15 protein-coding genes are annotated in these 22137 nt (G+C 42.5%); 10 read left to right on the top strand and 5 right to left on the bottom strand.

Going from position 1 to position 22137, the window contains the following annotated elements; translation table 11 throughout:
- Positions 1–348: 348 nt before the first annotated feature.
- Positions 349–1854: an alpha/beta hydrolase family protein gene (locus PAENI_RS00320; RefSeq protein ID WP_149643869.1), complete on the top strand. Its 1506-nt coding sequence runs from the start codon at positions 349–351 to the stop codon at positions 1852–1854.
- Between the two features lie 103 nt (positions 1855–1957).
- Positions 1958–2179, top strand: coding sequence for a hypothetical protein (locus tag PAENI_RS00325; protein ID WP_149643870.1), 222 nt, complete (start codon positions 1958–1960; stop codon positions 2177–2179).
- 106 nt (positions 2180–2285) lie between these two features.
- Here the strand turns inward: PAENI_RS00325 and PAENI_RS00330 are convergent, their stop codons facing one another.
- Complete coding sequence (locus PAENI_RS00330) at positions 2286–3179, bottom strand: AraC family transcriptional regulator (RefSeq protein ID WP_149643871.1); 894 nt, start codon at positions 3177–3179, stop codon at positions 2286–2288.
- Between the two features lie 197 nt (positions 3180–3376).
- On the opposite strand from PAENI_RS00330, the gene PAENI_RS00335 reads away from it, so the two are divergent.
- From PAENI_RS00335 to PAENI_RS00355, 5 genes are all read left to right on the top strand, one after another.
- Positions 3377–4228 (top strand): aldo/keto reductase, encoded by an 852-nt coding sequence (locus PAENI_RS00335; protein WP_149643872.1) that lies wholly within the window; start codon positions 3377–3379, stop codon positions 4226–4228.
- 92 nt (positions 4229–4320) lie between these two features.
- Positions 4321–6300: an ATP-dependent DNA helicase gene (locus PAENI_RS00340; RefSeq protein ID WP_076283257.1), complete on the top strand. Its 1980-nt coding sequence runs from the start codon at positions 4321–4323 to the stop codon at positions 6298–6300.
- 580 nt (positions 6301–6880) lie between these two features.
- Positions 6881–7924, top strand: a complete 1044-nt coding sequence (locus PAENI_RS00345) for a YeiH family protein (protein ID WP_042186676.1) — start codon at positions 6881–6883, stop codon at positions 7922–7924.
- Positions 7925–8037: 113 nt separating this feature from the next.
- Positions 8038–8850 (top strand): MerR family transcriptional regulator, encoded by an 813-nt coding sequence (locus PAENI_RS00350; protein ID WP_149643873.1) that lies wholly within the window; start codon positions 8038–8040, stop codon positions 8848–8850.
- 203 nt (positions 8851–9053) lie between these two features.
- The gene (locus tag PAENI_RS00355; protein WP_149643874.1) at positions 9054–10991 is read left to right on the top strand and encodes an FAD-binding protein; all 1938 of its coding nucleotides are present in this window, start codon (positions 9054–9056) and stop codon (positions 10989–10991) included.
- Positions 10992–11065: 74 nt separating this feature from the next.
- On the opposite strand, the gene PAENI_RS00360 is transcribed toward PAENI_RS00355, so the two are convergent.
- Positions 11066–11482 (bottom strand): MarR family winged helix-turn-helix transcriptional regulator, encoded by a 417-nt coding sequence (locus tag PAENI_RS00360; RefSeq protein WP_149643875.1) that lies wholly within the window; start codon positions 11480–11482, stop codon positions 11066–11068.
- A 137-nt stretch (positions 11483–11619) separates the two neighbouring features.
- On the opposite strand from PAENI_RS00360, the gene PAENI_RS00365 reads away from it, so the two are divergent.
- Together PAENI_RS00365 and PAENI_RS00370 are read left to right on the top strand one after the other, a co-directional pair.
- The gene (locus PAENI_RS00365; protein WP_149643876.1) at positions 11620–12078 is read left to right on the top strand and encodes a DUF2798 domain-containing protein; all 459 of its coding nucleotides are present in this window, start codon (positions 11620–11622) and stop codon (positions 12076–12078) included.
- Between the two features lie 92 nt (positions 12079–12170).
- Positions 12171–16262 (top strand): choice-of-anchor I family protein, encoded by a 4092-nt coding sequence (locus PAENI_RS00370; protein WP_149643877.1) that lies wholly within the window; start codon positions 12171–12173, stop codon positions 16260–16262.
- A gap of 72 nt (positions 16263–16334) precedes the next feature.
- Here the strand turns inward: PAENI_RS00370 and PAENI_RS00375 are convergent, their stop codons facing one another.
- Entirely contained in the window at positions 16335–17264 is a 930-nt protein-coding gene (locus PAENI_RS00375) for a MerR family transcriptional regulator (protein ID WP_149643878.1), read from the bottom strand.
- A 247-nt stretch (positions 17265–17511) separates the two neighbouring features.
- Here PAENI_RS00375 and PAENI_RS00380 point away from each other — a divergent pair, with 247 nt between their 5' ends.
- Positions 17512–19293 carry a methyl-accepting chemotaxis protein gene (locus PAENI_RS00380; protein WP_223178884.1) on the top strand — a complete coding sequence of 594 codons (1782 nt, stop codon included), beginning with the start codon at positions 17512–17514 and terminating at the stop codon, positions 19291–19293.
- Between the two features lie 416 nt (positions 19294–19709).
- On the opposite strand, the gene PAENI_RS00385 is transcribed toward PAENI_RS00380, so the two are convergent.
- Entirely contained in the window at positions 19710–20597 is an 888-nt protein-coding gene (locus PAENI_RS00385; RefSeq protein ID WP_149643880.1) for an NAD-dependent epimerase/dehydratase family protein, read from the bottom strand.
- A 518-nt stretch (positions 20598–21115) separates the two neighbouring features.
- Positions 21116–22030, bottom strand: a complete 915-nt coding sequence (locus PAENI_RS00390) for an RNA polymerase sigma factor (protein WP_223178885.1) — start codon at positions 22028–22030, stop codon at positions 21116–21118.
- Between the last annotated feature and the right edge of the window lie 107 nt (positions 22031–22137).

Below are 22137 nucleotides of genomic sequence, written 5' to 3' on the forward strand. Positions count from 1 at the left end.
TATGACATGGCTACGAACTAAAATGGTTAGGGATATGATGTTGCCGGATTATGCGAATAATGCTAACAATGAGATTGTGCAGCTTAGTAATGATTTAATGAAATTTTTAAGTCAACATGATATCAAATCAGAAATACATGTTCAGTAATTAAATTTGTCAATATCCCTTGGGCATGACATGCGGCGGATGGGGCATTTCTTTCCCCTACATAACAGCATATTACACTACGCCATCGTCACGAAACCTTACAAAAGTGTTAGGTGATTGTCATCTAGATCAATCGCATCAACCTAGCAGCTCCTCTATACTAATCCATTGATAGGATTATTTTTAAGGGGGAGTTGGTCGTGAGGTTTTTTGAAATGCTGTTATTCTTTTCAAATGTTAGTTTTTTGGCACTCCTGTTCATTTTAAATCAACGTATTCGAAGATCTGCTTTGCTCCTGACAAGCGGAGCAGGCTCCATTTTTTTAGTGATACATTTGCTTGTAGAAGGATACAGGGTCCAGCTTGTATTTTTATACGGATTTACGATCCTGATGCTTATGCTTTCGCTTATAGACGTTTTCATAAAGCGGAAAGTCGCTCGGACTGCCTCGCGAATTCGTAGGGTGCTGGGCCGCCTTTTTATCGTGATTGGGCTAATCGTAACGGGGTGCTTCCTATATGTGTTTCCTGTATTCGACTTTCCGGCGCCAACCGGCGAGTTGCAGGTAGGCACGAAAATCTTTCATTTCATAGACCAAAACCGGGAGGAAACATTTAGCAAAACCGCGACAGGCAAGAGAGAATTGATGGTTCAGGTATGGTATCCGGCTCAAGATGGCACTGGCAAGTACGCTCCCTTTATTCCAGATACCCAGATTTTACGTTATATGGCTACGAACTATGGCCTTCCCGGGTTTACTTTACAACACCTAAAGTACGTATCCAGTCATGCTTATTCGGGGGCTGAAGTCTCTTCTGCACAGACTTCATACCCACTGATCCTTGCGAATCCCGGCTTCGGCTCTTCCAGGTTCCTCCACACGGCGCAAGCAGAATATCTCGCGAGTCACGGATATATCGTGGCAGTGATTGACCACACCTACAATACATTTGCAACCGAGTTTCCGGACGGTCGAATCACGACCAGCACAACCAACGATTTATTCTCGCCTGACCATGATTACCAGACGGAAAGAGGTAATCGCGACAAGTTGGGTAAAGTTTTAACCGACGATGTGGCGTTTGTGCTGGACCAATTCGAGCTCATCCAATCGGGGAAGATTCCAAGTCATCTAAAAGGGAGAATTGATCTCGGTAATGTCGGTGTGTTCGGTCATTCCATCGGCGGAGCGACGGCCTATGACGCCTCTTACGATCCGCGAATCGCGGTTGGAATAGACTTTGATGGAGGGCTTTATCGTTTGCGTGACAGAGAGGGCCTGCGTAAGCCGTTTTTGTTCATCAACTCGGAAAGCGAATTTGAAAAATTAAAAATGGTGATGGATAACCGGGTCTACACGGATTCAGAGCTTAACCGTATGGGCTCAACAAGAGAGTGGGAGGATAAAGTAACGGAAGATAAAAAGTTGGAACTTGAACGGATGCGCCAAACAGTCGACGAAGGGGGAACGGTTCTCTATATCGAAAATACGGAGCATTTGAATTTTACCGACGTACAGTTCATTACTCCGATATTCAAAATACTGGGCGTTACCGGAAAGATTGCTCCCGAAAGAGCAAACTCCGTTATTAATGCCTATATGCTTGATTTCTTCGATATGTATCTGAAAAATCAAGGCGGAATCTTAATGAAAGGACCGAATAGCCGCTTTACGGAGGTGAAGTTCGTAACCTCACTATTATAAATTACGTAACAGGCTACCGATTTTGATAAGTTCCTCTTCAAGTAGACAAAGGTTTAATTAATAACCGTTACTTGAAGGGGAGTTTTTATTTTGTCTAAGAAGAATGATGTTCCCATTCGCTTTAAGCAGTGTTCTGTTAATCCTAATTTGCTTGAAGATCCGACTCACAGACTCGTCAAGCTTGTTGCTATTGAACGGAGGGTATATGAAACAAATTAGAGTCTTTGGACCGCAGAATTTCAGAGTCGCAACGACGGAAGTTCCGTTATTAGCACCCGACGAGGTATTGATCGACCTGCAAGCTTGCGGCATCTGGCTGTCGTGATGACCGGCTGCCTACTAGTCTTACTAAGTTATCGTTTCTTACAGTTAGCTATGCTCGCCCTTATTTGGGTTAGTTACTATTTAAGATTAGGTTTTATCTAAACGTGTTATGCCTTCAGACGCTTTACATCCTGTTTAGGCGGAAAACCAAACATGCGGGAATACTCACGGCTAAATTGCGAAGGACTTTCATAGCCTACTCGAAATGCCACATCGGTGGCATCTGCTGACTCGATTAGTAATAACCGGCGGGCTTCCTGAAGTCTCAGATGTTTTTGGAACTGAATAGGGCTCATTGCAGTAACTTCCTTAAAGTACCGATGAAACGAAGAAACACTCATATTCGCTATTTCGGCAAGCTCCTCAATCTTAAAAGAACTAGCATAGTTATTCATGATATGTTCAATAACATCTTTGATTAGATGAGTTGAGCTTCCTTCCATTACAATATGCTCCAATGCAATCCCATTCTGCCCATGTAGCACCCGGTAAAGAATCTCTTTTGTAAATAATGGAGCTAACACTCGAATGTCTTTAGGCTGATCTAACAAACGAGCCAACCTGAGGACGGCGTCCATTAAAGAAGACTCCATCTGACTAACAAACATAGCTCGCTTAGGATTTTCTTTAGCGTAAACTCGAACTTCAGATTCCTGTAAAACCTCTAAAATTTGACTTGGTGTAAATTCAAGCTTGAACCCTAAGTATGGAACATCGGAAGTGGCTTCAGTGACTTGGGCGGTAACTGGCAGGTGAACGGATGCAATGAGGTAATCGGAGGGGGTGTATCTAAAACGCTCCTGTGCCAGCCATACCTCCTTAGCCCCTTGTACCACCAAACATAAGGAAGGTTTGTAAACTCCATGCCTTGGTATGGAGGCATTCGAGTCACGCATGAAAAATAAAGAGGGAATAGCAGTTTGGTGAACACCATCTATTTCTGTGAAATGTTCAATGATTTTTACGAGTTCATTCTGCTGTTTAGTGATTATTTCAGACATTTGATCCTCTCATTTCCTTATCTCTATATAGTCTGATTATAGTCTATATTCATCCCTTACATAAGTGTTAGTGAGAGGATTAGGCAAACATTTGGCAAGAATGGGATAACGGTCGCTTTGTCATCAGGTACATAATAAGGATATGCAAACAGAAAGAGGATTTACACTTAATCATTGAAAACTTGGAGGGTAATATTATGCAAAAAGTAGTTTTGAACAATAATGTTGAAATGCCTATACTCGGTTTTGGTGTTTATCAGATTCAAGATGCAAATGAATGTGAGCAAAGCGTTTATGACGCTATTATGGCAGGTTATCGTCTGATTGATACTGCCGCCTCTTATCTAAATGAAGAAGCAGTTGGCAGGGCGATTAAACGGAGTGGCGTGGCAAGAGAGGAATTATTTATCACTACAAAGCTTTGGGTTCAAGATACGGGTTATGAGCGCACAAAGAAAGCATTTCAACAATCACTGAACCGATTACAGCTTGATTATTTGGACTTGTATTTAATTCATCAGCCATTTGGCGATGTGTTTGGCTCATGGCGAGCTATGGAGGAATTATATCGTGAGGGCAAGATCCGTGCTATCGGCGTTAGTAATTTTCATGAGGATCGTTTGATTGATTTAATTCTTCATAATGAAGTAGTCCCAGCTGTAAATCAGGTTGAAACGCATCCTTTCAACCAGCAAATCGAAAATGCGGAATTTATGAAAGAAAATAGTGTTCAAATCGAGTCATGGGCACCTTTTGCTGAAGGGAAAAATAATTTGTTCCAGAATGAGTTACTGGTATCCATAGCTGAAAAGTATAATAAATCCGTGGCTCAGGTGATTTTACGATGGCTCACACAAAGAGAAATCGTTGTGATTCCGAAGTCAGTTCGTAAAGAAAGAATTATCGAAAACTTCAATATCTTTGATTTTGAATTAAGCCAAGAGGATATGGCATCCATTGCTAAGTTAGATACGAATCAGAGTTTGTTCTTTTCACATCGGGATCCTGAAATGGTGAAATGGATTGGTACTCGTAAACTGGATATCTAACATATTTTCGAATGAACTACTTTGTAATTACTCCAATCTTATGAGATAATAGAGTTTTTCCGTTGATTCTATTTTTCATGGCATAACGTGATATGCCTGATCAAATATTGGAGGTAGGCTTGTTGGCGACACAGTATCCTTTTGAATATGATCGGACCAGACCTTTTATGGAGCAAGTAGGGGAATGGGTCGGAGATGTATTCTATGAAATTCTTCCTGAGGCAGGATTTGAAGTTCGTGATGAACAGATTTACATGGCGTTTCAGGTGGAGCGAGCTTTTGCTGAGAAGAAGACGATTTTTGCTGAGGCAGGGGTCGGTACGGGTAAGACTTTAGTGTATTTGTTATATAGCATTTGTTATGCGCGGTATATGGGTAAACCTGCGATTATCGCTTGTGCGGACGAGTCCTTGATTGAGCAGTTGGTGAAGCCAGAGGGTGATATTGCCAAGCTTGCGAAGCATCTGAATATGAATATTGATGCCAGATTAGCGAAATCTCCAGATAAATATATGTGTCTGAAAAAGCTGGATCATGCTCGCAACAATGATGATGGGAGCTTGCCACTGGAGAGTTTATATGGTACTTTACCTGATTTTGTACATTCTCATGCACCGATGCAGCAATTCCATGCCTATGGCGACCGTAGGGATTATCCAGATCTGAATGATGAACAATGGAATAAGATCAACTGGGATACGTTTCAGGATTGTTTTACTTGTGATATGCGTCATCGCTGTGGACAAACGTTGTCTCGTGATCATTACAGGAAATCAAGCGACCTGATCATTTGTTCCCACGATTATTACATGGAGCATGTCTGGACTTATGAAGCGCGTAAACGAGAGGGTCAAATTCCCCTGCTTCCAGAGCATTGTGCAGTTGTTTTTGACGAAGGGCATTTGTTAGAATCTGCCGCCATGAAGGCGTTAGGCTATAAAATGAAGCATGTTGTCTTTGAAGAACTAATCTCTCGTCTGTTACAGAATGAGATTCGTGAAACGCTTGCTGTTCTTATCGATGAAGCGATTATGCAAAGTGAGCAAATGTTTAAACACATTCGTCGTCAATGCCGCACCATTCCTGGATCGGATCGAAAAAGCATTGAGCTAAATGCATCGCTAATCCGTGAGGTGCATCGCATGCGTAGTGTAATTGCCGCTATTGAAGAAGAATTAGTATTCGAAAGTGGACTGTACACGATTGATGAATATCAATTGCGGATTGTGGAAGAACGTTTGGAGACCATAGAGATCGCATTGAGGTTGTTTGAGGATTCAGGTGCATTAATTTGCTGGGCGACAGAAGATAGCGATGGCTTAACGCTGTCGGTCATGCCGCGTAATGTTAAGGAAGTACTTCAAGACAGCTTATTCACGCAAAAAATGCCAATCGTATTCTCTTCGGCTACATTATCCGTGGACAAATCATTTCAATACTTGAAGGATAGTCTTGGAATACACGACTTCCTGTCTTTCTCTGTAGACTCACCTTATGATTATGAGCACCAGATGAATATCTATGTACCTGAGCTTCAGAGCGGTGATTTTGCTGAGAAAATGAAGATCTCCCTGAAGCTTATCCAGCAGACAGAAGGAAGAGCCCTGTTGTTATTCCGTACTCGAGAAGAACTTCTGCAGTTCAAGCAGCTCAGCTCGCAGAGAGCAGAATCCAGCAAGTATTCTTTCCTCTATGAAGGGGATCAGGAGATCAGCTATCTGATCTCAGCTTTTCAGCGGGATGAGCATAGTGTGCTTTGTGCGGTGACGCTGTGGGAAGGATTAGATATACCAGGACCTTCACTATCTAATGTGATCATTTGGTCGCTGCCTTATCCTCCGCTTGACCCTGTATTTATGGCAAAACGTGCGGAGACTTCCAATCCTTTTGAAGATGTGGATTTACCTTACATGCTGCTAAGACTTAAACAAGGAATGGGACGTCTGATCAGAACGGGTACGGACCAAGGAATTGTGACGGTACTTGCGGAAGCTGAAGGACAACATCCCGTTCACGAGTATATAACTTCTGTACTCCCGAAGGGAACTAAGCTCCAGAAGCTTGAAGTGTAAATTTAAAAAAATTAATATAGGAACACAATTGCTCTTTTGGAGAGGTGGATGCTTCGGCATTCTCCTTCTCGAAGGAGTTTTTTTGTGTGAATGTGAGGAAATAAAGTAGCTAATTGAGATGACGGGTAGAGGATAAACCTGCAAAAATACATCTTTTATTGATATAAGCAATCGCTAACCGACTTATTCATGCGGATCTGCAGTAATACTTGCGTCAGAATTCATTTTCAAGTGATAAGCGGGGGGATTGCTGTATTTTTGCAGTATTTACCGATGTGAAAGAGGATATCAGAACATTTGATGTACTTTAGCAGGAATTCACTAATTCGGTCATGGATTGGATAAGTGTATACCGGATCATTGTCAGTCGCAGATGGGGAGAGCGAATAACATTTAATAATGAAATGGCGCTCATGTACATAAATGAGTTTTTGCATGGATTCAAGCATAAGGATTCCTAATCTTACGGATAGTATATTGGTATTTAACTTTCGAGCCATGGCGTATTATTGTTGATTCATGGGGGAAGGGAAATACATACCTCCGTCATCTAGAGATTCATACAAGGGGTGTACACGACATGGGGGATTCACAGGGATTATACCAATCGAACAATAAGAAACAAGTTGGTTTTGCACTTGGCATTGGGTTAACCTTAATCATTGCATTAGTCGCAAAATATTTAGCAGGCTTTCCATTTCTCTCTATTATGGGCCAATTGGTCATTGCCATCTTAATCGGAATTATTTGGCGGGCAACCGTTGGAGTGCCGGGTACGATCACCCATGGCACTGATTTTTCCAGCAAAAAGCTGCTACGTCTAGGGATTATCCTGCTCGGTATGCGATTGAATTTAATGGATATTGTTGCTGCAGGTCCACGGGTATTTCTACTGGCTGTGATTGTGATCGTATTTACGATCTCTGTTGTATACGGACTTGCCCGACTGTTCAAAGTTGATAAGCGACTCAGTATTCTAACAGCCTGCGGAACAGCGATCTGCGGTGCGGCAGCGGTGGTGGCGATTGCTCCACAAATCAAAGCCAAAGACGACGAAACTGCGATTGGCGCAGCGATAGTTGCAATTTTAGGTACAATATTCACGTTGCTATACACTTTTTTGTATCCTTTACTAGGCTTATCGAATCTAGGCTATGGGGTTTTCTCTGGAGCTACCTTACATGAAATTGCTCACGTCATCGCAGCAGCAGATGCAGGTGGGAGCGCAGCAGTAGATATGGCGGTTATCGTTAAATTGACTCGGGTGGCCTTACTCGTTCCTGTCGCTATCTTAATTGGGGTTTGGACCAATCGTGCAGAAAGAAAAGTGCAAGGTGGACAGTCTAAAGCCTCATGGAAAAGCATTCCTATTCCTTGGTTTATTCTAGGCTTCTTACTCGTCAGTGGTGTGAATTCATTAGGGATCGTATCTGCATCAGTGGCAAATGGAATTGTAACGATAGCTTATATGCTAATCGCTATGGCGATGGCTGGACTTGGTTTAAATGTTGACTTGGCGGCATTTAGACGACTGGGGATGAAGTCTTTTGCAGCAGGGCTTATAGGTTCGGTCTTGTTGTCCTTAGTTGGATTTACATTAGTTCACTGGTTTGGTCTGGCGTGATCTTTTGCATACATTAGTATCGTAAGAAATGAACTACTTCATATCTAAAAATGGTCCTTCTGTGTATCATTTCATGTGGCTGGGTATGCATGATATGGATGGAGGGACATCAGTTGAAATATTGCATAGGGGAATTTGCTTCCATTCTCGGTGTGACTGCGGATACGCTGAGGTTATACGAGAAACATGATATTGTTAGACCCACTAAAGATAACAGCAATAATTACAGATATTTTAATGATTTAGATGCAAGAGATTTGCTAATGAGTAGGTGGTACAGAAGTATAGGGATTCCATTGCCTGAAGTGGCAATGCTGATGAAGGAGTCTTCTTTAGAGCAAGTTATGGGTAGGATGCAAGAAACAGCGTTGAATTTAGAAGAAGAGATCAAGCAGAAGACGATGCTGCTTAATAAGATGAATGAAATTCATAAAGAACTCAGGGGATTAGAGTCCTCTTTATATACGTGTAAACTTAAACAACTGCCAGGTATGTACAGACTAAAGCAAACGGATAAGAATGCATTAATAAAAAATGATATGGTTAAAAGCTTGGTCAACACTTGGATGGATTTACTTCCTTATGCATTTTATTCTTTTAGAATTGAAGATACAGATAACTTTGTCAGCGAAAACAATAATTTTGATTACAGCTGGGGCCTTACCTTACTAGAGGAAGAAGCGCAAAAATTCGAAATGGATAGCGAAGAATATGCAGAGTATATTAGCCCAAGTCATTGTATCTCAGCTACCATATTATGTCCGGATGAAAAATATATCACGAAGAACTCTTTGCAGTTCATGATCGACTATATTGAGGCTAATCATTATGCCATAACGGGAGATGTGGTCGGGAAATTATTGCTTACTGAGAAAATCGAAGGCCAGAATAGATCTTATTTGGAAGTGAATATCCCAATCCAATAGCTTCTATTATTAAACATCTGCTCTTTGAGCGGGTGTTTTTTTCTAGTTGGACAAAAAGTATACATTGACCTTGGTGCAGCACCAAGGTTTACACTTCGGTATATAGCCTGTCGGATTACGTTGTTGATTAACAATTAAGTTTGTGAAAATTATCACGTTATCAGTTTCAGGTTATAAGATTTTAGACACTGGGGGAGAACAGAATGCGTAACAGAAATTTCGTCAAGAAAATGCTCATGTTATCTTTTTGTATGGTGCTGATCGTTTCCATGCTGAGCGGATGTACGGGAAATGGGGAGTCGGCTAATTCGTCGTCATCGTCCTTTAAAGCGGGTACGTTCACTGGGGAAGCGGAAGGTAAAGAGGGAATTATTAAGGTAGAAGTAACTATGGATGAGCCCGATAAAATTAAAGATATTAAGATTGTAAGCCAATCGGAAACAGGGGGCCTAGGCGATAGCGCACTTGAAAAAATGAAAGAACAAATTCTAGAAGGACAAACCTTGGCGGTTGATGTTGTTAGTGGTGCCAGTCTTTCCAGTGAAGCCATGCTTGCCGCTGTAGAGGATGCCGTAACCAAAGGTGGAGGTAATCTAGAAGTCCTCAAAGCTGGAGGTGTCAAAAAAGCCGGTGAAGGGAAAACAGAAAAACTGGAAACCGACGTTGTTGTAGTGGGCGCTGGAGCATCCGGTGTATCTGCGGCGGTTACAGCAGCTGATAAAGGTGCGAAGGTTATTATTATAGAAAAAACTGGTGTCATCGGGGGAGCAAGTAATCTGTCTTGGGCAGGTAAGTTCTACAACTCCTCTGCTGCTACTAGTAATAATCTAAAAGTAAATGTGGAAAAAGAAATTGCAGATTGGATTGTCAACAATCACTGGAGAGTGGATGCAGCAGCGATTAGACAATATGTTACTAAATCCGGTGAAACTTACGATTGGTTAGCCGAAAAAGGATATAAAACTAGCTTCCTGAACTTCTTCGGTGAACAATTACATGTGCTGCCGGCTTATGAAACCCGTGAAGAGACCCTTCGGAAAATGTTGTCCGAATCGGTTGAACAACATGGCGGACAAGTGATCACAGAAACGACTGCCAAGAAGCTGATTACGAATGAAGCTGGAGAAGTTACGGGAGTAGTAGCTGAGAAAGCAGACGGTACAACGCTAGAAATCTCAGCGAAGAGTGTCATAATGGCAACGGGTGGTTATGCTGCAAATAAAGAGATGGTTAAAGAGGCTTTTGGTTTCGAAGGGGTTAACGGTGGATTAGGACAAAACGTAGGGGAAGGTCTCGAAATGGCATGGGAAGCTGGAGCCAAGGTACCGGACAACTTCGGTGGACAAATGCTTCACCAAACATTAGCTAGAGCAACACAAGGTCTAAAAGCACAATATGAGCCTTTTGAAGCAAGTTATCCACTAATGTTGACTTATCTTCCGAATTTCATGAATGTAGGTACTTCTGGCGCAAGATTCAGAGATGAAGCAGCGACTCTAACTTCGGTTGCAGCAGCGAACACAAGTGCATTTAATGGACCCTATCATATGGTTATTGTCTCGAAATCCCAATTGGATGCACTTCAGACCAAAGGAATGAACGGTGTTCATGCACCAAGTCTTCCAGGAATGCCACCGGAATTCTATGCTGAATTTGCGGATCAATTTACACTTGAGAACCCTTGGGCAAATGTCGGGAAAGTATTTGATTCGATGGTGGAGAACGGAGATGGCTTCAAAGGAAATACGATTAAAGATTTAGCTACGAATGCAGGAATGGATGTTGACGTGTTTGTAGAAAATTACAATAGTTATAAAGAAGCTACAAAAACTGGTGTTGACTCTGAATTTGGTAAAGCTGCTGAGTATTTAGAACCTATGGGTGAGGAAGGTCCATTTTATGCAATCATTGCTGAAATCAATAACTTGGGTTCTGTTGGGGGCTTGCTAGTAAATACAAAGTTCCAAGTTCTGAATGATAAACGGACGCCAGTGAAAGGATTGTTTGCTGTGGGTCTTGAATCTGAAGGCGTGTTGTTTAACGATACTTATGTTGGAAACGGCGTTGGTATTGGGTACTCCTTTACCTCAGGTCGTCTTGGCGGGGAGAGCGCGGCAAACAGTGCTTTGAAAGCTAATTAACGACAATTTCCCGGAAAATAATTGAAGGTTTTTAAAGACGCAGGGTGGAGCCCTGCGTCTTTTTTTGCTTGAGCTTAGAGCCATTCCTCTTTTAACAAAGATTTGAGATGCTCTACGTTAGCTGCCCCAAGCTTGTTAGCGATTCTTTGCTCTAATTCGATTTTGGTGATCATCATTCTTTGATTGCATTCGATACCCTTCTGGGTAAGGATGATGTTTTTGTCACGTTGATTTCCTTTGACCTCCACGGCTTCTACATAGTTGCGGGATAACAGTCCTTGAATACTTTTATGCGTACCCTGTCTTGAAATATGAATAATTCTACTGATTTCTGAGATCGTGAGCATTTCATGTGTTTCAAGAACTGCTAGGATATGGGATTCAGTCTTATTAATTTGGTCCGGGTCTTGGTCAGTCACTATTTTACGTAGGGCTAGATGTTTCTCACTAAGTAAATCAATAAGATTCATTTCTTGCAGATGGTTATCCATGTGAACACTCCTAAATCATCGCTCATTAATCCAAGTATAAGTCATTTGTATTCATTGTCAACTTGGTTGACTTAGTTCGAATGGCTGTGATATTGTAATCCAGGTTGACAATACTGAAAGATAAAAGGAGCTTGAAGATGGGAAGAAACAAAAAAGAAGCATTATTATTTACATTCATCATGTGTGCTTTGATGGTGCTGGGTATGAGCATTTACAATGTAGCGCTGATGGAGGGCTGGTCAGGTACGTTAGTTAAAGATGTGATCATCGGCTACGTACCTGCGTTTGTAGTTGCATTTATTCTGGATGTCTTTGTTGTAGGGAAAGTTGCGAAAGGGATCGCACATAAGCTGGTAAAAGAGAATGATCCGATGATCAAAAAAATCATGTTCATCTCCTTTTTTATGGTGACCGGAATGGTGCTGTTTATGTCCTTCTATGGCGCACTTCTTCATGTAGGGTTCACCTCAGCACTACCGATGGCTTATCTGTCTGCGATAGGTAAGAATTTCATTGTTGCACTTCCACTGCAAATTCTATTAGTCGGGCCTCTTACACGATTTATATTTGTGAAAATTACTCCTGCTACTGCATAGAGAATGTTTACATCACCATTACGCAAATCTGCAGGTTAGGTAATACTATTACTCTATATTGATAGAAACTATCAATAGGAGTGAAAATCTACTTGAAACCCACAGGTAAAGCTATTGTTTCTCTTATGCTTACAGCTGAGATGTTGTTAGGTTCCGCTTGGATGGCAGGTCCAGCAGTGGCTGCATCCGTTCAATCAGGTACGCCTTATACGGCAGACGGTCAATACAATGTGAAGATTCCTCATATTATTGTTAATCAAGTTTATGGTGGGGGTAACACTGCCGATGCATCAGGTGGATTTTTCTCGAAAGGTTACATTGAATTATATAACCCAACCGATTCCGATGTGAGTTTAGTAGGTTGGTCTGTACAATATTCGGATCCTAAGCTCGCTGGACAATGGAGCAAGTTGGATTTGAACGGAACCATTAAAGCTCATTCTTCTTATCTCATCACCGATGATGCCAACAACAAGGATCACAAAAACGATATCAGTGCCAAAGGCGATCAGTCCTGGCCGGGGATGTATTTTAATAACAAAGGCATGAAGGTTGTTCTGCTAAGCAGTACAGACTTGCTGCAGGTTGTGAATCCATTTCAAACAATGTCAAGTAGTTACGTGGACATGATTGGTGTAGCAGCAAATGATGATAATGCTAAGATAGATGGATACGAGACGGACTATCCTACGGGGAAAGCGGAAGGTACTTCTAAACAAAAGTCCGTTCGACGCGTTGCTTTCGTAGATTCAGACAACAATAAAGCAGATTTCAAACAGATTAGCTTTGATTCCTTAGATGCTTCAGCTTTGGCCTTGGCAAAGCCGCATAACAGCGCAGATGGACAATGGGGAATAAATGTAGTCGATCTTGGCATCGCAACTCAGAATCTTTCAGAAGCAAAACTCGGATCGCCTTATTCGGTAACATTGTCCGTTTATGGGGGAGTACAACCTTATTCTTTTGAAGCTACGGGTTTGCCGGACGGACTATCACTGGATGCAGCATCTGGGAATATTAGTGGAACTCCGACGAAAGTAGGGGCGGCCACCGTAAGTATCGCAGTGTATGACAGTTCGACACCCCGGAAGAAGACAGAAGCTATAGTACCACTGAATGTGGCGGAAGCCGCAGCACCTTTGACTCCAGATCTACTTAGTGTAACTAAGATCGGCGGATACGCTGTAGGCGTGACCAATAAAGAAGGCGGCGTGGCGGAGATCGTGAAGTTTAACCGTGATAACGGCAAGTTCTACCTCGTTAATGGTTCATCTCACCCTGCAACAGTCGATATTGTGAATCTCAAGGACCCTTCTAATCCGCAAAAAGAATATAGTATTAATGTAGAACAGCTATCCGAAGTGGATGGATTTACATACGGAGACCTGACGAGTATAGATATCAACACCGCTACTAAACGGATTGCTGTAGCCATTCAAGAAGAAGATGCTATGAAGAACGGTAAGGTTATTGTACTCGATTATGATGGTAAAATGTTGGCTTCTTATGAAGCTGGAGTACAACCGGACATGGTGAAGTATACCGATGATGGCCGTTACATTTTGACAGCGGACGAAGCTGAACCACGCACGACTATCGGTGATCCTGAAGGTAGTGTAACGATCATTGATACGCTCAAGGACACTTCGATTCAGGTGAAGTTCGATAACCCTGATGTAATTGACGATCTTGTCCATATTCGTGGAGTAGCTGATCCGGTAACTAAACAGATTACGGGCAAAGGTGAAAAAAAGGATGCGATACGTGATCTGGAGCCGGAGTTTGTGGTGCTTTCTGATGACCAGACCATTGCCTATGTAGCGCTTCAAGAGAATAATGCTATTGCTGCCATCGATATTACCTCCAAGCAGGTTCTATGGGTTAAAGGATTAGGTTTCAAGGATTTAAGCCTTCCTAACAATGCTCTGGACCTGGTAAAAGATAATAAAGTGAATTTAGAAAATGTTCCATTTTTCGGTACGTATATGCCTGATGGTATAGATCAGTACACGGTCGGAGGTAAAACTTATCTGTTCACGGCCAACGAAGGTGACGCAACGGAATGGGATAGTAAAGTGAACGTGAGCTCAGTCAAAAAAATGAAGGGCTCATTAGATCCGGAATCAGATGCGGCTAAGTTTCTGAATAAAAATAAAGATAAATATGATAGTGTAGAAGTTATGTCTGACATGGGCAATGATGGAATTTACTTGTACGGTGGCCGTTCGTTTTCCATTTGGGAAGCAGATTCTATGGAACAGGTCTACGATAGTGGCAGCGACTTTGAAAAGATTACCGGAGAACGCCTGCCAGAATATTTCAATGCAAGCAACAGTAACACGACCATGGATAACCGTAGTACCAAAAAAGGACCGGAGCCTGAGTATGTCAAGGTAGGCAAGGTTGGACAAAAAGCGCTGGCCTTTATTGGTCTTGAGCGAATCGGTGGTCTGATGACTTATGATGTGACGAATCCAGAGGAACCGAATTTTGTGAACTATATTAATACACGTCAATTCACACCTGCGAACACCATTGAAACGGACACTGGTCCAGAAGGTATCGAATTTATTTCGGCAACATCAAGCCCGACTGGATTGCCATTAGTACTCGTAGCGAATGAAGTTGGTGGTACTGTGGCCATTTATCAATTGAATGTATCGAAGGTAACACTGAATCGGACTTCTTTGTCATTGAAGGTTGGCGAAGCTTCAGCAACGCTTGAGGCTAGCGTAGTTCCTGCTGAGGGTGGATCGAATGTGGTAACTTGGAGTTCTTCGAATCCAAGTGTTGCTTCCGTTGATAACAACGGAAAGGTCACTCCCTTGGCAAAGGGGACAGCGGTTATCTCCGCCTATAGCGCAGATGGTTATGGCGTAGCTGAATCTACAGTGACCGTATCTCCAGCAGATCCGGTGATTTCAAATCCGGGACCTGGTACAACGGTAACGACTAAAGATCCAGTTAAACAGGCGACAACACCAGCTGTAACCACAGAAGGTAATAAGATTATCGTAGAGGTTAAGGCTTCAGCGGATGCAGAAGGTAAGTTAGTTGCCTCCGTTACTTTGGATATGGTTACAGAGGGACTTAAGTCTCTGGCGAATAATGCTAATGGTCAGTTGATATTCCGCTCTAAGGTTGATGCAGCTTCAGGTGAAGTTCTACTTAACTTCCCATCGAGTGCTTTTGCGGCACTGACAGGTAGTACTGCAAAGTCAGTTGTATTTGAAGCAGGAGCTGGTACGATAACGTTGGATCGAAATGCACTCTCGGCTGTGCACACAGCAGCAAAGGGTGAGGACATTAAGCTGTCCATCGGCAGTGTGGACACGGATGGGAAAGGCAAAGCTCAGGCTGTGGTTGGCAGTCGTCCAGTAATAAACCTGGCGATTTCCGCTGGCAGTCAGCGTCTATCTAATCTAGGTGCTGGTTATGCGACAATAACAGTGCCGTATACACTAGGAGCAAATGAAGATGCTAATGCAGTCGTAGCTTATGATTTGACGAATGCGGGGCAAGCGGTTGTACTAGCAGGCAGTAGCTATAACGCAGCAAAGGGACAACTGAATTTCCAAACTTCACAATTCTCCACGTATGCAGTAGGGTACAACAAAGTGAGCTTCTCTGATATTGGCAGCAGCTTTGCTAAAGATTCTATTACGTATTTGGCAGCTCGTGATGTAATTACCGGCATTGGTGAAGGTAAGTTCGGAGCTAAGAGTCAACTAACCAGAGCAGATGTTACCTTGCTCCTAGCTCGATTGGCTGGTGTTAATCTGGGCGCAGAAGGAGCAGGAAACTTCACAGATGTTAAGGCTGACGATTATTATGCGGCAGCGGTAGCGTGGGCTAATCGCAAGGGAATTGTTACCGGCGTGAGTGATGGACAGTTCGATCCTCGGGCAAATGTAACTCGTGAGCAGCTCTCTGTCATGATCGTGCGATTAGCGAAAGCTATGAACTGGACATTGCCTGTAAGTGGCGACAGTTCAGCTTTTGCAGATCAGAAGTCGATAAGCTCTTATGCTCTTGAAGCAGCCGCAGCTGCTCAGCAGGCAGGAATTATTTCAGGCAAGCCTGTTGCAGAAAGTACGGGGCTTAACTTTGCTCCAAAAGATACAGCGTCTCGTGAAGAAATAGCTCAAATGTTAGCGAAGCTGTTAAAGCTGAGTCAAAATTAAGCGATCATCATATTTTTGATGACAATAGAAACGCTCTCCAATGCCATGATAGGCAAAGGAGAGCGTTTTGTTTTATGCTCTCTTTTTTACAGGTTCGAGCAGATTTAATACATACTCATTTCCGCTGCCTTTGGGACTATCGTTACGGATATGCTCCTCAAGACATAATCTTGAATCGTGGTCAGCTTGATAATCAAGGTTATTATCCAAAAAACTCATCAGTGCTTGCCATGAGCCGTAGATATCATCACTGCTTTCCGTCATCGCATAGAGACCGCCGTCGAACCGCATCTCTTTAAGTTGGCTTGGTATTTTTGCATTTTCAGGAATGGAGGCACAGAATCCATAGCCATAAGGGTTATTCTCACCACTAGGATGCGGATTTGTATTCCCGCCAAATAAACGTGCCGTCCCTAAGAGATGGTTAGCTTCCAACCATTCCAAGACAGGTTGCATAGCTTCATCCTCTGGAGATGTACTGACTGCAATATTATAAGCAAATCTCATAGGTGGAAGTGTAATGAATCTTACATGGATAGGTGGAGAGTGTTTAATTGTTGTCATAGATAGAACCTCCTCATTCTCATTCAAATCATCCAATGTATTGCATGATTCTTCTTTTAGCTCTAATAACAAATGGTTAGTTATGGACTCCTCCGTACGTGCGGATATTAATTGTAATAAGAAGCGGATTTCGCGATCTTTTTGTGTTAGCTTGGATTTCTCATTATGAATTGAAGCGGATTGTTGAAGAAGTGTTTCATACAAGGACTGTACGGACATGTTCTTTAGAACGGTTCCGATATCTTTAATACTAATATCAAGTTTTCTTAATAATGCAGTGATTTGAATGGCAAGGATTGCGTGCTCATCATAAATTCGCCAACCCGAGCTAGCCTCACGGTGACTTTCAAATAATCCTTGTGCCTCCCAGTGACGCAACGTCCGACTCGTCAGTCCGATTTGCGTAGAAAGCTTATCAATGGTCACAAATCCACTCATAGACAACTCCCGTTCTATAGATTGATAAGGCGCCCTATGAGAAGTATTTTAGCACTTAACGTTACGTCAATTGCAATAGGATAGTTGTGAACGTGTACTCGACAAAATTTACATTTCTCATACAAAACTGTGTCCGGTATTTAATGTACAGCTTCTACAATTTAGATATTAGTAAAAAGTACCTATTGCCATATGAGGCTTTATACGGAGGATGATATTGTTGAAGGCTAGGTCTATGCATCTATCAATGAAGTGGAAGTTGATCTTGAGTTTTTCTGCCGTGGTACTATTCTTTCTAGGGGTAGCGCTATACCAAAACTATAAAATCAATCAAGTAGAAATCTCTATGGAAACACAAAAAATGGAGATGGAAAAAAGAATTACAGTATCCACCATTACTCAACTGCTTCAAGAAATGAACAGTGTGGAGACCTCTCTAGCGGGTTCTAGCGATTTAGAGTTTACCCAACCTTTTAAGGACAAGCAGACTAAGCTAATGGAAGAATTGGGTAAAGTGAAGTTTGAAGCAGATTCGCCAGCGTCTAAGGAGTTAGAACAGTTACATAATCAAGTTGGAGGATATACAGGCTATTTTGACGGATTAGTGAATACCCTAAAGGATGAGCAGCTTGATCCCATGGCCGTTCTGGAACGAATTGATGAATTACATACGAAGGCATTGGCTATGAATAAAGCTATGCTGGAGACCAATGAGAAACTATATACCGCTGCAGCAGAGAACGCAGAGAAGGCTCAAGACTATTCTTTTGATTTGTTAAATCTGACTAGTTCTATGGGGGCTTATGCAGCAATACTAGTATTTATTTTCACGCTTATTATTGCTGTTATGCTTATTCGTTCCTTCCTGAACCCTATAAATAAGCTGCAAGTAGCTCTACGTAAAATTGCTGAGGGAGATTTGCGGCAGCAGATTAATTCGCCATATAACGATGAGCTAGGAAGTCTGAGTCATCATTTCGACCATATGGTGTTGCGGGTACGAGAGATGCTTCAGCAGACCCAATCGGTAGCTTCTTCGCTCGCGACTTATTCGCACTCTTTTCAACAATCTTCATCGATCACCGCTCATACGAACCAAGAAATCGTAAGCACAATACAGGAAATCTCTGTAGGCGCTGAGCAGCAAGCCGGACAATCGGAGCAGAGCGCAAGCTTGATTCAGGAATTGGAACGGGAAGTTCATGAAATTACGGAATATACCGAGGTTATGCTCTCGACAAGTCAAACGGCTAATCACAATACTCGAAAAGGTTCCGAGTCCGTCATCGCTTTGCGCGAGGTATCAGAGCACTCACGTGAGTCTGTGAATAAAGTTTATCTTGCTTTAACCAAATTGAGTGACCAATCGAAGGATATCTCCAGAATTACCAAATCGATCACAAACATCTCAAACCAGACCAATATTCTCTCACTAAATGCAGCGATTGAAGCAGCGCGGGCTGGAGTTTATGGAAAGGGCTTTGCTGTCATAGCAGATGAAGTGAGACAATTATCTGATCAGACCAAAGGGTCCTCCGTACATATCAGTCAGATTATTAACGAGCTGCAAGCAGGGATGGATGAATTTCAGCAATATATGCTGGAGACTAAAGGAAACCTTGAAGAGCAGGATCAAAAAGTGGCAGAAACGTTGTCGTCTTTTGAAGCGATAGATCAGTCGATCGTTGAGATTAGTAAGCAGATTGGGCAAATCCATGACAAGGTAGATATGACACAGACTATGAATCGTAGACTCGCAGAGTCTGTTCACAACGTGGCTGCCATTGCTGAGGAAACTGCGGCAGGGGTTCAGGAAGTGAATGCCTCTAGTGTGCAGCAGGACAACGCGATCCACGACATTGCCCGCCAAGCCGTTGAGATAAATGAGATTTCGCAAAAATTATTCAAGGAAATCAACGTCTTCAAGATTAATTCGGACATAGAAGACGAGATTATCGCTGGGGATGACAGTGACTCACCTAGCGCTGAAACGCCTGAGGAGCGCTCTTATTTGACAATCTCCGCATAGGTAGGGAGAGGTTTGCTTCTTGATCGGATGCACACATATAGGGAGTGACTTGATTTGCTAGCTCTGTAATGTTAAAAGGTAGCTAAGAGGGAGACTTCTGGTTGCCTTTTTTGTGGTTAGTTGTATTTAATGCAGCTATTAAAGTTTGTGTTTTCTGCTATGAGTGTTTAATTGCACTTAGTGCAATTATTTCTACGAGAATTGGCTGTTAGTGGTGTTTAGCTAGATTTTAATTGCACAGAATACAACTAAAGTTGAACCTAAGCCTGATTGGCCTGATTTAGTTGTATAGAGTGCAATTATTTAAATATTCGCAGAGGTTTTGTACAATGAAAAAGCTGCTCTATCGTAGATGAACTCTACTTTGGAGCAGCTTTTTTGTCGTTTAGATAAATGAGGGAGGATGAGGGCGTATATTACTCGTAGGTTTTGTTCAGAGAGCTAACTAGCTCTGGGAGCCAGTTCTTTAGCTTGAGAAACTTGTACCCCGCCGACTGGGCTTTTGTCGTATCCATAAACCAGGATTGTTCAATTCCGAAGGGTGACATATGCTCGTCTGCGGTTTGCTTCTGGATGATGGCGTGTTTCTCTGTTTCTTCTTCAATCATTGTGAGAATATCCTTAATTCTAACCGTACCGTCTGAGCAAGCGTTGAACGGTCCTGTCATAGTAGAGCTGCAGCCGAGCCAATATAGGAAATCAGCAGCTTCATCCGAACGGATAAAGGAGATATGTGCTTCGGGATTCGGTATACCAATAGGCAACTCATTACGGACATGCTCAATATGAAAATGAAGTCTTCGCGTATAATCATCTATGCCCAGCACAATTGGAAAGCGAACCGCAGCGACTGGAAAGCTAGCCTGTTGCATGAAGACGGCTTCCGCCAGTCTTTTTCCTTCTTGATAGGTGAAATCATTTCGCCCTCCGTGGCGGATAGGGTAAGTTTCAGGATCGAAAATGTCCTCGGTCAGCGCTTCTTCGCTGAAATCATAGACGGATAAACTTGAGGTGAGGATATACCTTTTCGTTTTACCATCAAAAATCCGGCGTGCCTGATCCGCTTCGTCCGGTGAATAACAAATATTATCGAACACAACATCCCATAGTGTATCTCCTACCACCTGAGCGAGCTCGTTTGCTTGGAAACGGTCCGCATGGATCCGGTGAACGTGATCTCCAAAGGAATCGCTAGTTTCCCCGCGTGTAAGTATTGTTACGTCGTTTATGGAATCTTGTAGCAATCGTTCAACTAACCTTTTTCCAAAAAAGCGCGTGCCGCCTAAGATAAGAATTTTCCTCATAAAATATCACTCCTAACTAACATTAATGTTTATTTATAAGTCTAATTAAAGGTTTCCGTAGAAAGCAGGGGAATTGTACCTTAAAGAGTGATGAGTGGTGATGAATGAAGCATAAAGATATGTGAGGAGATTTCATTAGTGTGATTGTACTTTGTGCAATAGAATTTGAACTATATAGGACATAATTTGATTCTATTGCACTTTATACAATCAAAAGATGAGAAATCGACTTAAAAGTCACTTTTATTAAGAATCTATTGCAGATAGTGCAGTAGATTCGTTTTTTAGCGTTGATTTCATGGATTCTGTTGCACATTTTGCAACGTCACTAGCTCAAAGCTAAAACATCACCCAACTATACAACTCATCAAACTGACCTAACTCACCTAACTCACAAAATATACCTATCTCATCAAACTCACACTTTTCAAAACTAATATTTGTTCGGTTATAACGTAACGTAATGTGCTTCATTTAGCTAAACGCACTTCAGTATTACGAAATAGCGTCACGAAAGACTAAGCCACCATCCGCATTCCTGGCTCGGAATAGTTCCAGCCCATAGAGCTGAATCCGCCAGATTGGAAAGGTTGAACGCTTTGGAAGCTCTGGAAGCTTTGGCTGGACACAGCCATTACAGTTTCTTGACTTTCATCCGCAAGGACAAGCTCAATCAGCTCGGGGATTTGTCCTTGTTCATAGGCGGATGCAAGACGATTCAAGGCAATCTGTAGTTCCGTATCCTGCAGTATGGAGGGGCCGTTAGATTGAAGAAGCTCTTGTCTGACTGCAGGGAGGGCTTGGCGGGCTCGATGCAGAGCAGCTTTGATGGCTCCTTCTGTGGTGTCGAGGATTTCGGCAGCTTCGCTTCCGGAGTGCTCGAAAACATCGCGGAGCAGGAACACTGCTTGCTGCAGTGGAGACAGATGCTTCTGTAAGGCTTGAAAAGCAGCCTCAATCTCAAATAAACCATACCCTGCTGCTTCCTCTGTCCGTGGTTGATCCATTTCCAGCACTCGTGACAACGTGGCTTTTCGCCGTATAATATCTGTCCAGGTATTTCTGGCAATCCGCAGGAGTAGCGCCTCAGGATTCGGATGATTCGTTAGCGGGCTGAAATTCGTACGACTTGTATGTTCTGAATTGTTGTTGATTTGACTTGTATCGTTCCTATCGCTCTTCAGCTTCGAATGTTTGGAAGTCTTCATATAGCCCAGTGCTTTGACCCACGTATCCTGAGCCAAATCTTCGGCTTCCCACGGGGATTGTGTCAGTGCAAGGCAATACCGCTTCAGGGCCATTTGCAAAGACGTGGTATGATTCTCATCCGGTTCATGGCCGGCGCTAAGCTTCTCAAGGCTGATCACTCTGCATAACCCCTTTTCCGGTAAAGTGTTTTCGGTTACTTCTAATAATAAACGAATGAGCTCCAAATTAAGATACGCAATAATAAAAATAATATTTTGCCCGCTTAACGTATCCTATCCAAAGACTAATCCGTTTACAGGGTAGATTTCAAATAAAATAAACGGATGGAGGT

The organism is Paenibacillus sp. B2(2019), assembly GCF_008370385.1.
Classification (GTDB): domain Bacteria; phylum Bacillota; class Bacilli; order Paenibacillales; family Paenibacillaceae; genus Paenibacillus_AQ.

Bases quoted from the DNA above. Each gene is read 5' to 3' on its own strand.
- PAENI_RS00325 (WP_149643870.1), top strand. From the start codon at position 1,958: ATGATGTTCCCATTCGCTTTAAGCAGTGTTCTGTTAATCCTAATTTGC.
- PAENI_RS00330 (WP_149643871.1), bottom strand. From the start codon at position 3,179: ATGTCTGAAATAATCACTAAACAGCAGAATGAACTCGTAAAAATCATT.
- PAENI_RS00335 (WP_149643872.1), top strand. From the start codon at position 3,377: ATGCAAAAAGTAGTTTTGAACAATAATGTTGAAATGCCTATACTCGGT.
- PAENI_RS00340 (WP_076283257.1), top strand. From the start codon at position 4,321: ATGCCTGATCAAATATTGGAGGTAGGCTTGTTGGCGACACAGTATCCT.
- PAENI_RS00345 (WP_042186676.1), top strand. From the start codon at position 6,881: ATGGGGGATTCACAGGGATTATACCAATCGAACAATAAGAAACAAGTT.
- PAENI_RS00355 (WP_149643874.1), top strand. From the start codon at position 9,054: ATGCGTAACAGAAATTTCGTCAAGAAAATGCTCATGTTATCTTTTTGT.
- PAENI_RS00360 (WP_149643875.1), bottom strand. From the start codon at position 11,482: ATGGATAACCATCTGCAAGAAATGAATCTTATTGATTTACTTAGTGAG.
- PAENI_RS00365 (WP_149643876.1), top strand. From the start codon at position 11,620: ATGGGAAGAAACAAAAAAGAAGCATTATTATTTACATTCATCATGTGT.
- PAENI_RS00375 (WP_149643878.1), bottom strand. From the start codon at position 17,264: ATGAGTGGATTTGTGACCATTGATAAGCTTTCTACGCAAATCGGACTG.
- PAENI_RS00380 (WP_223178884.1), top strand. From the start codon at position 17,512: ATGAAGTGGAAGTTGATCTTGAGTTTTTCTGCCGTGGTACTATTCTTT.
- PAENI_RS00385 (WP_149643880.1), bottom strand. From the start codon at position 20,597: ATGAGGAAAATTCTTATCTTAGGCGGCACGCGCTTTTTTGGAAAAAGG.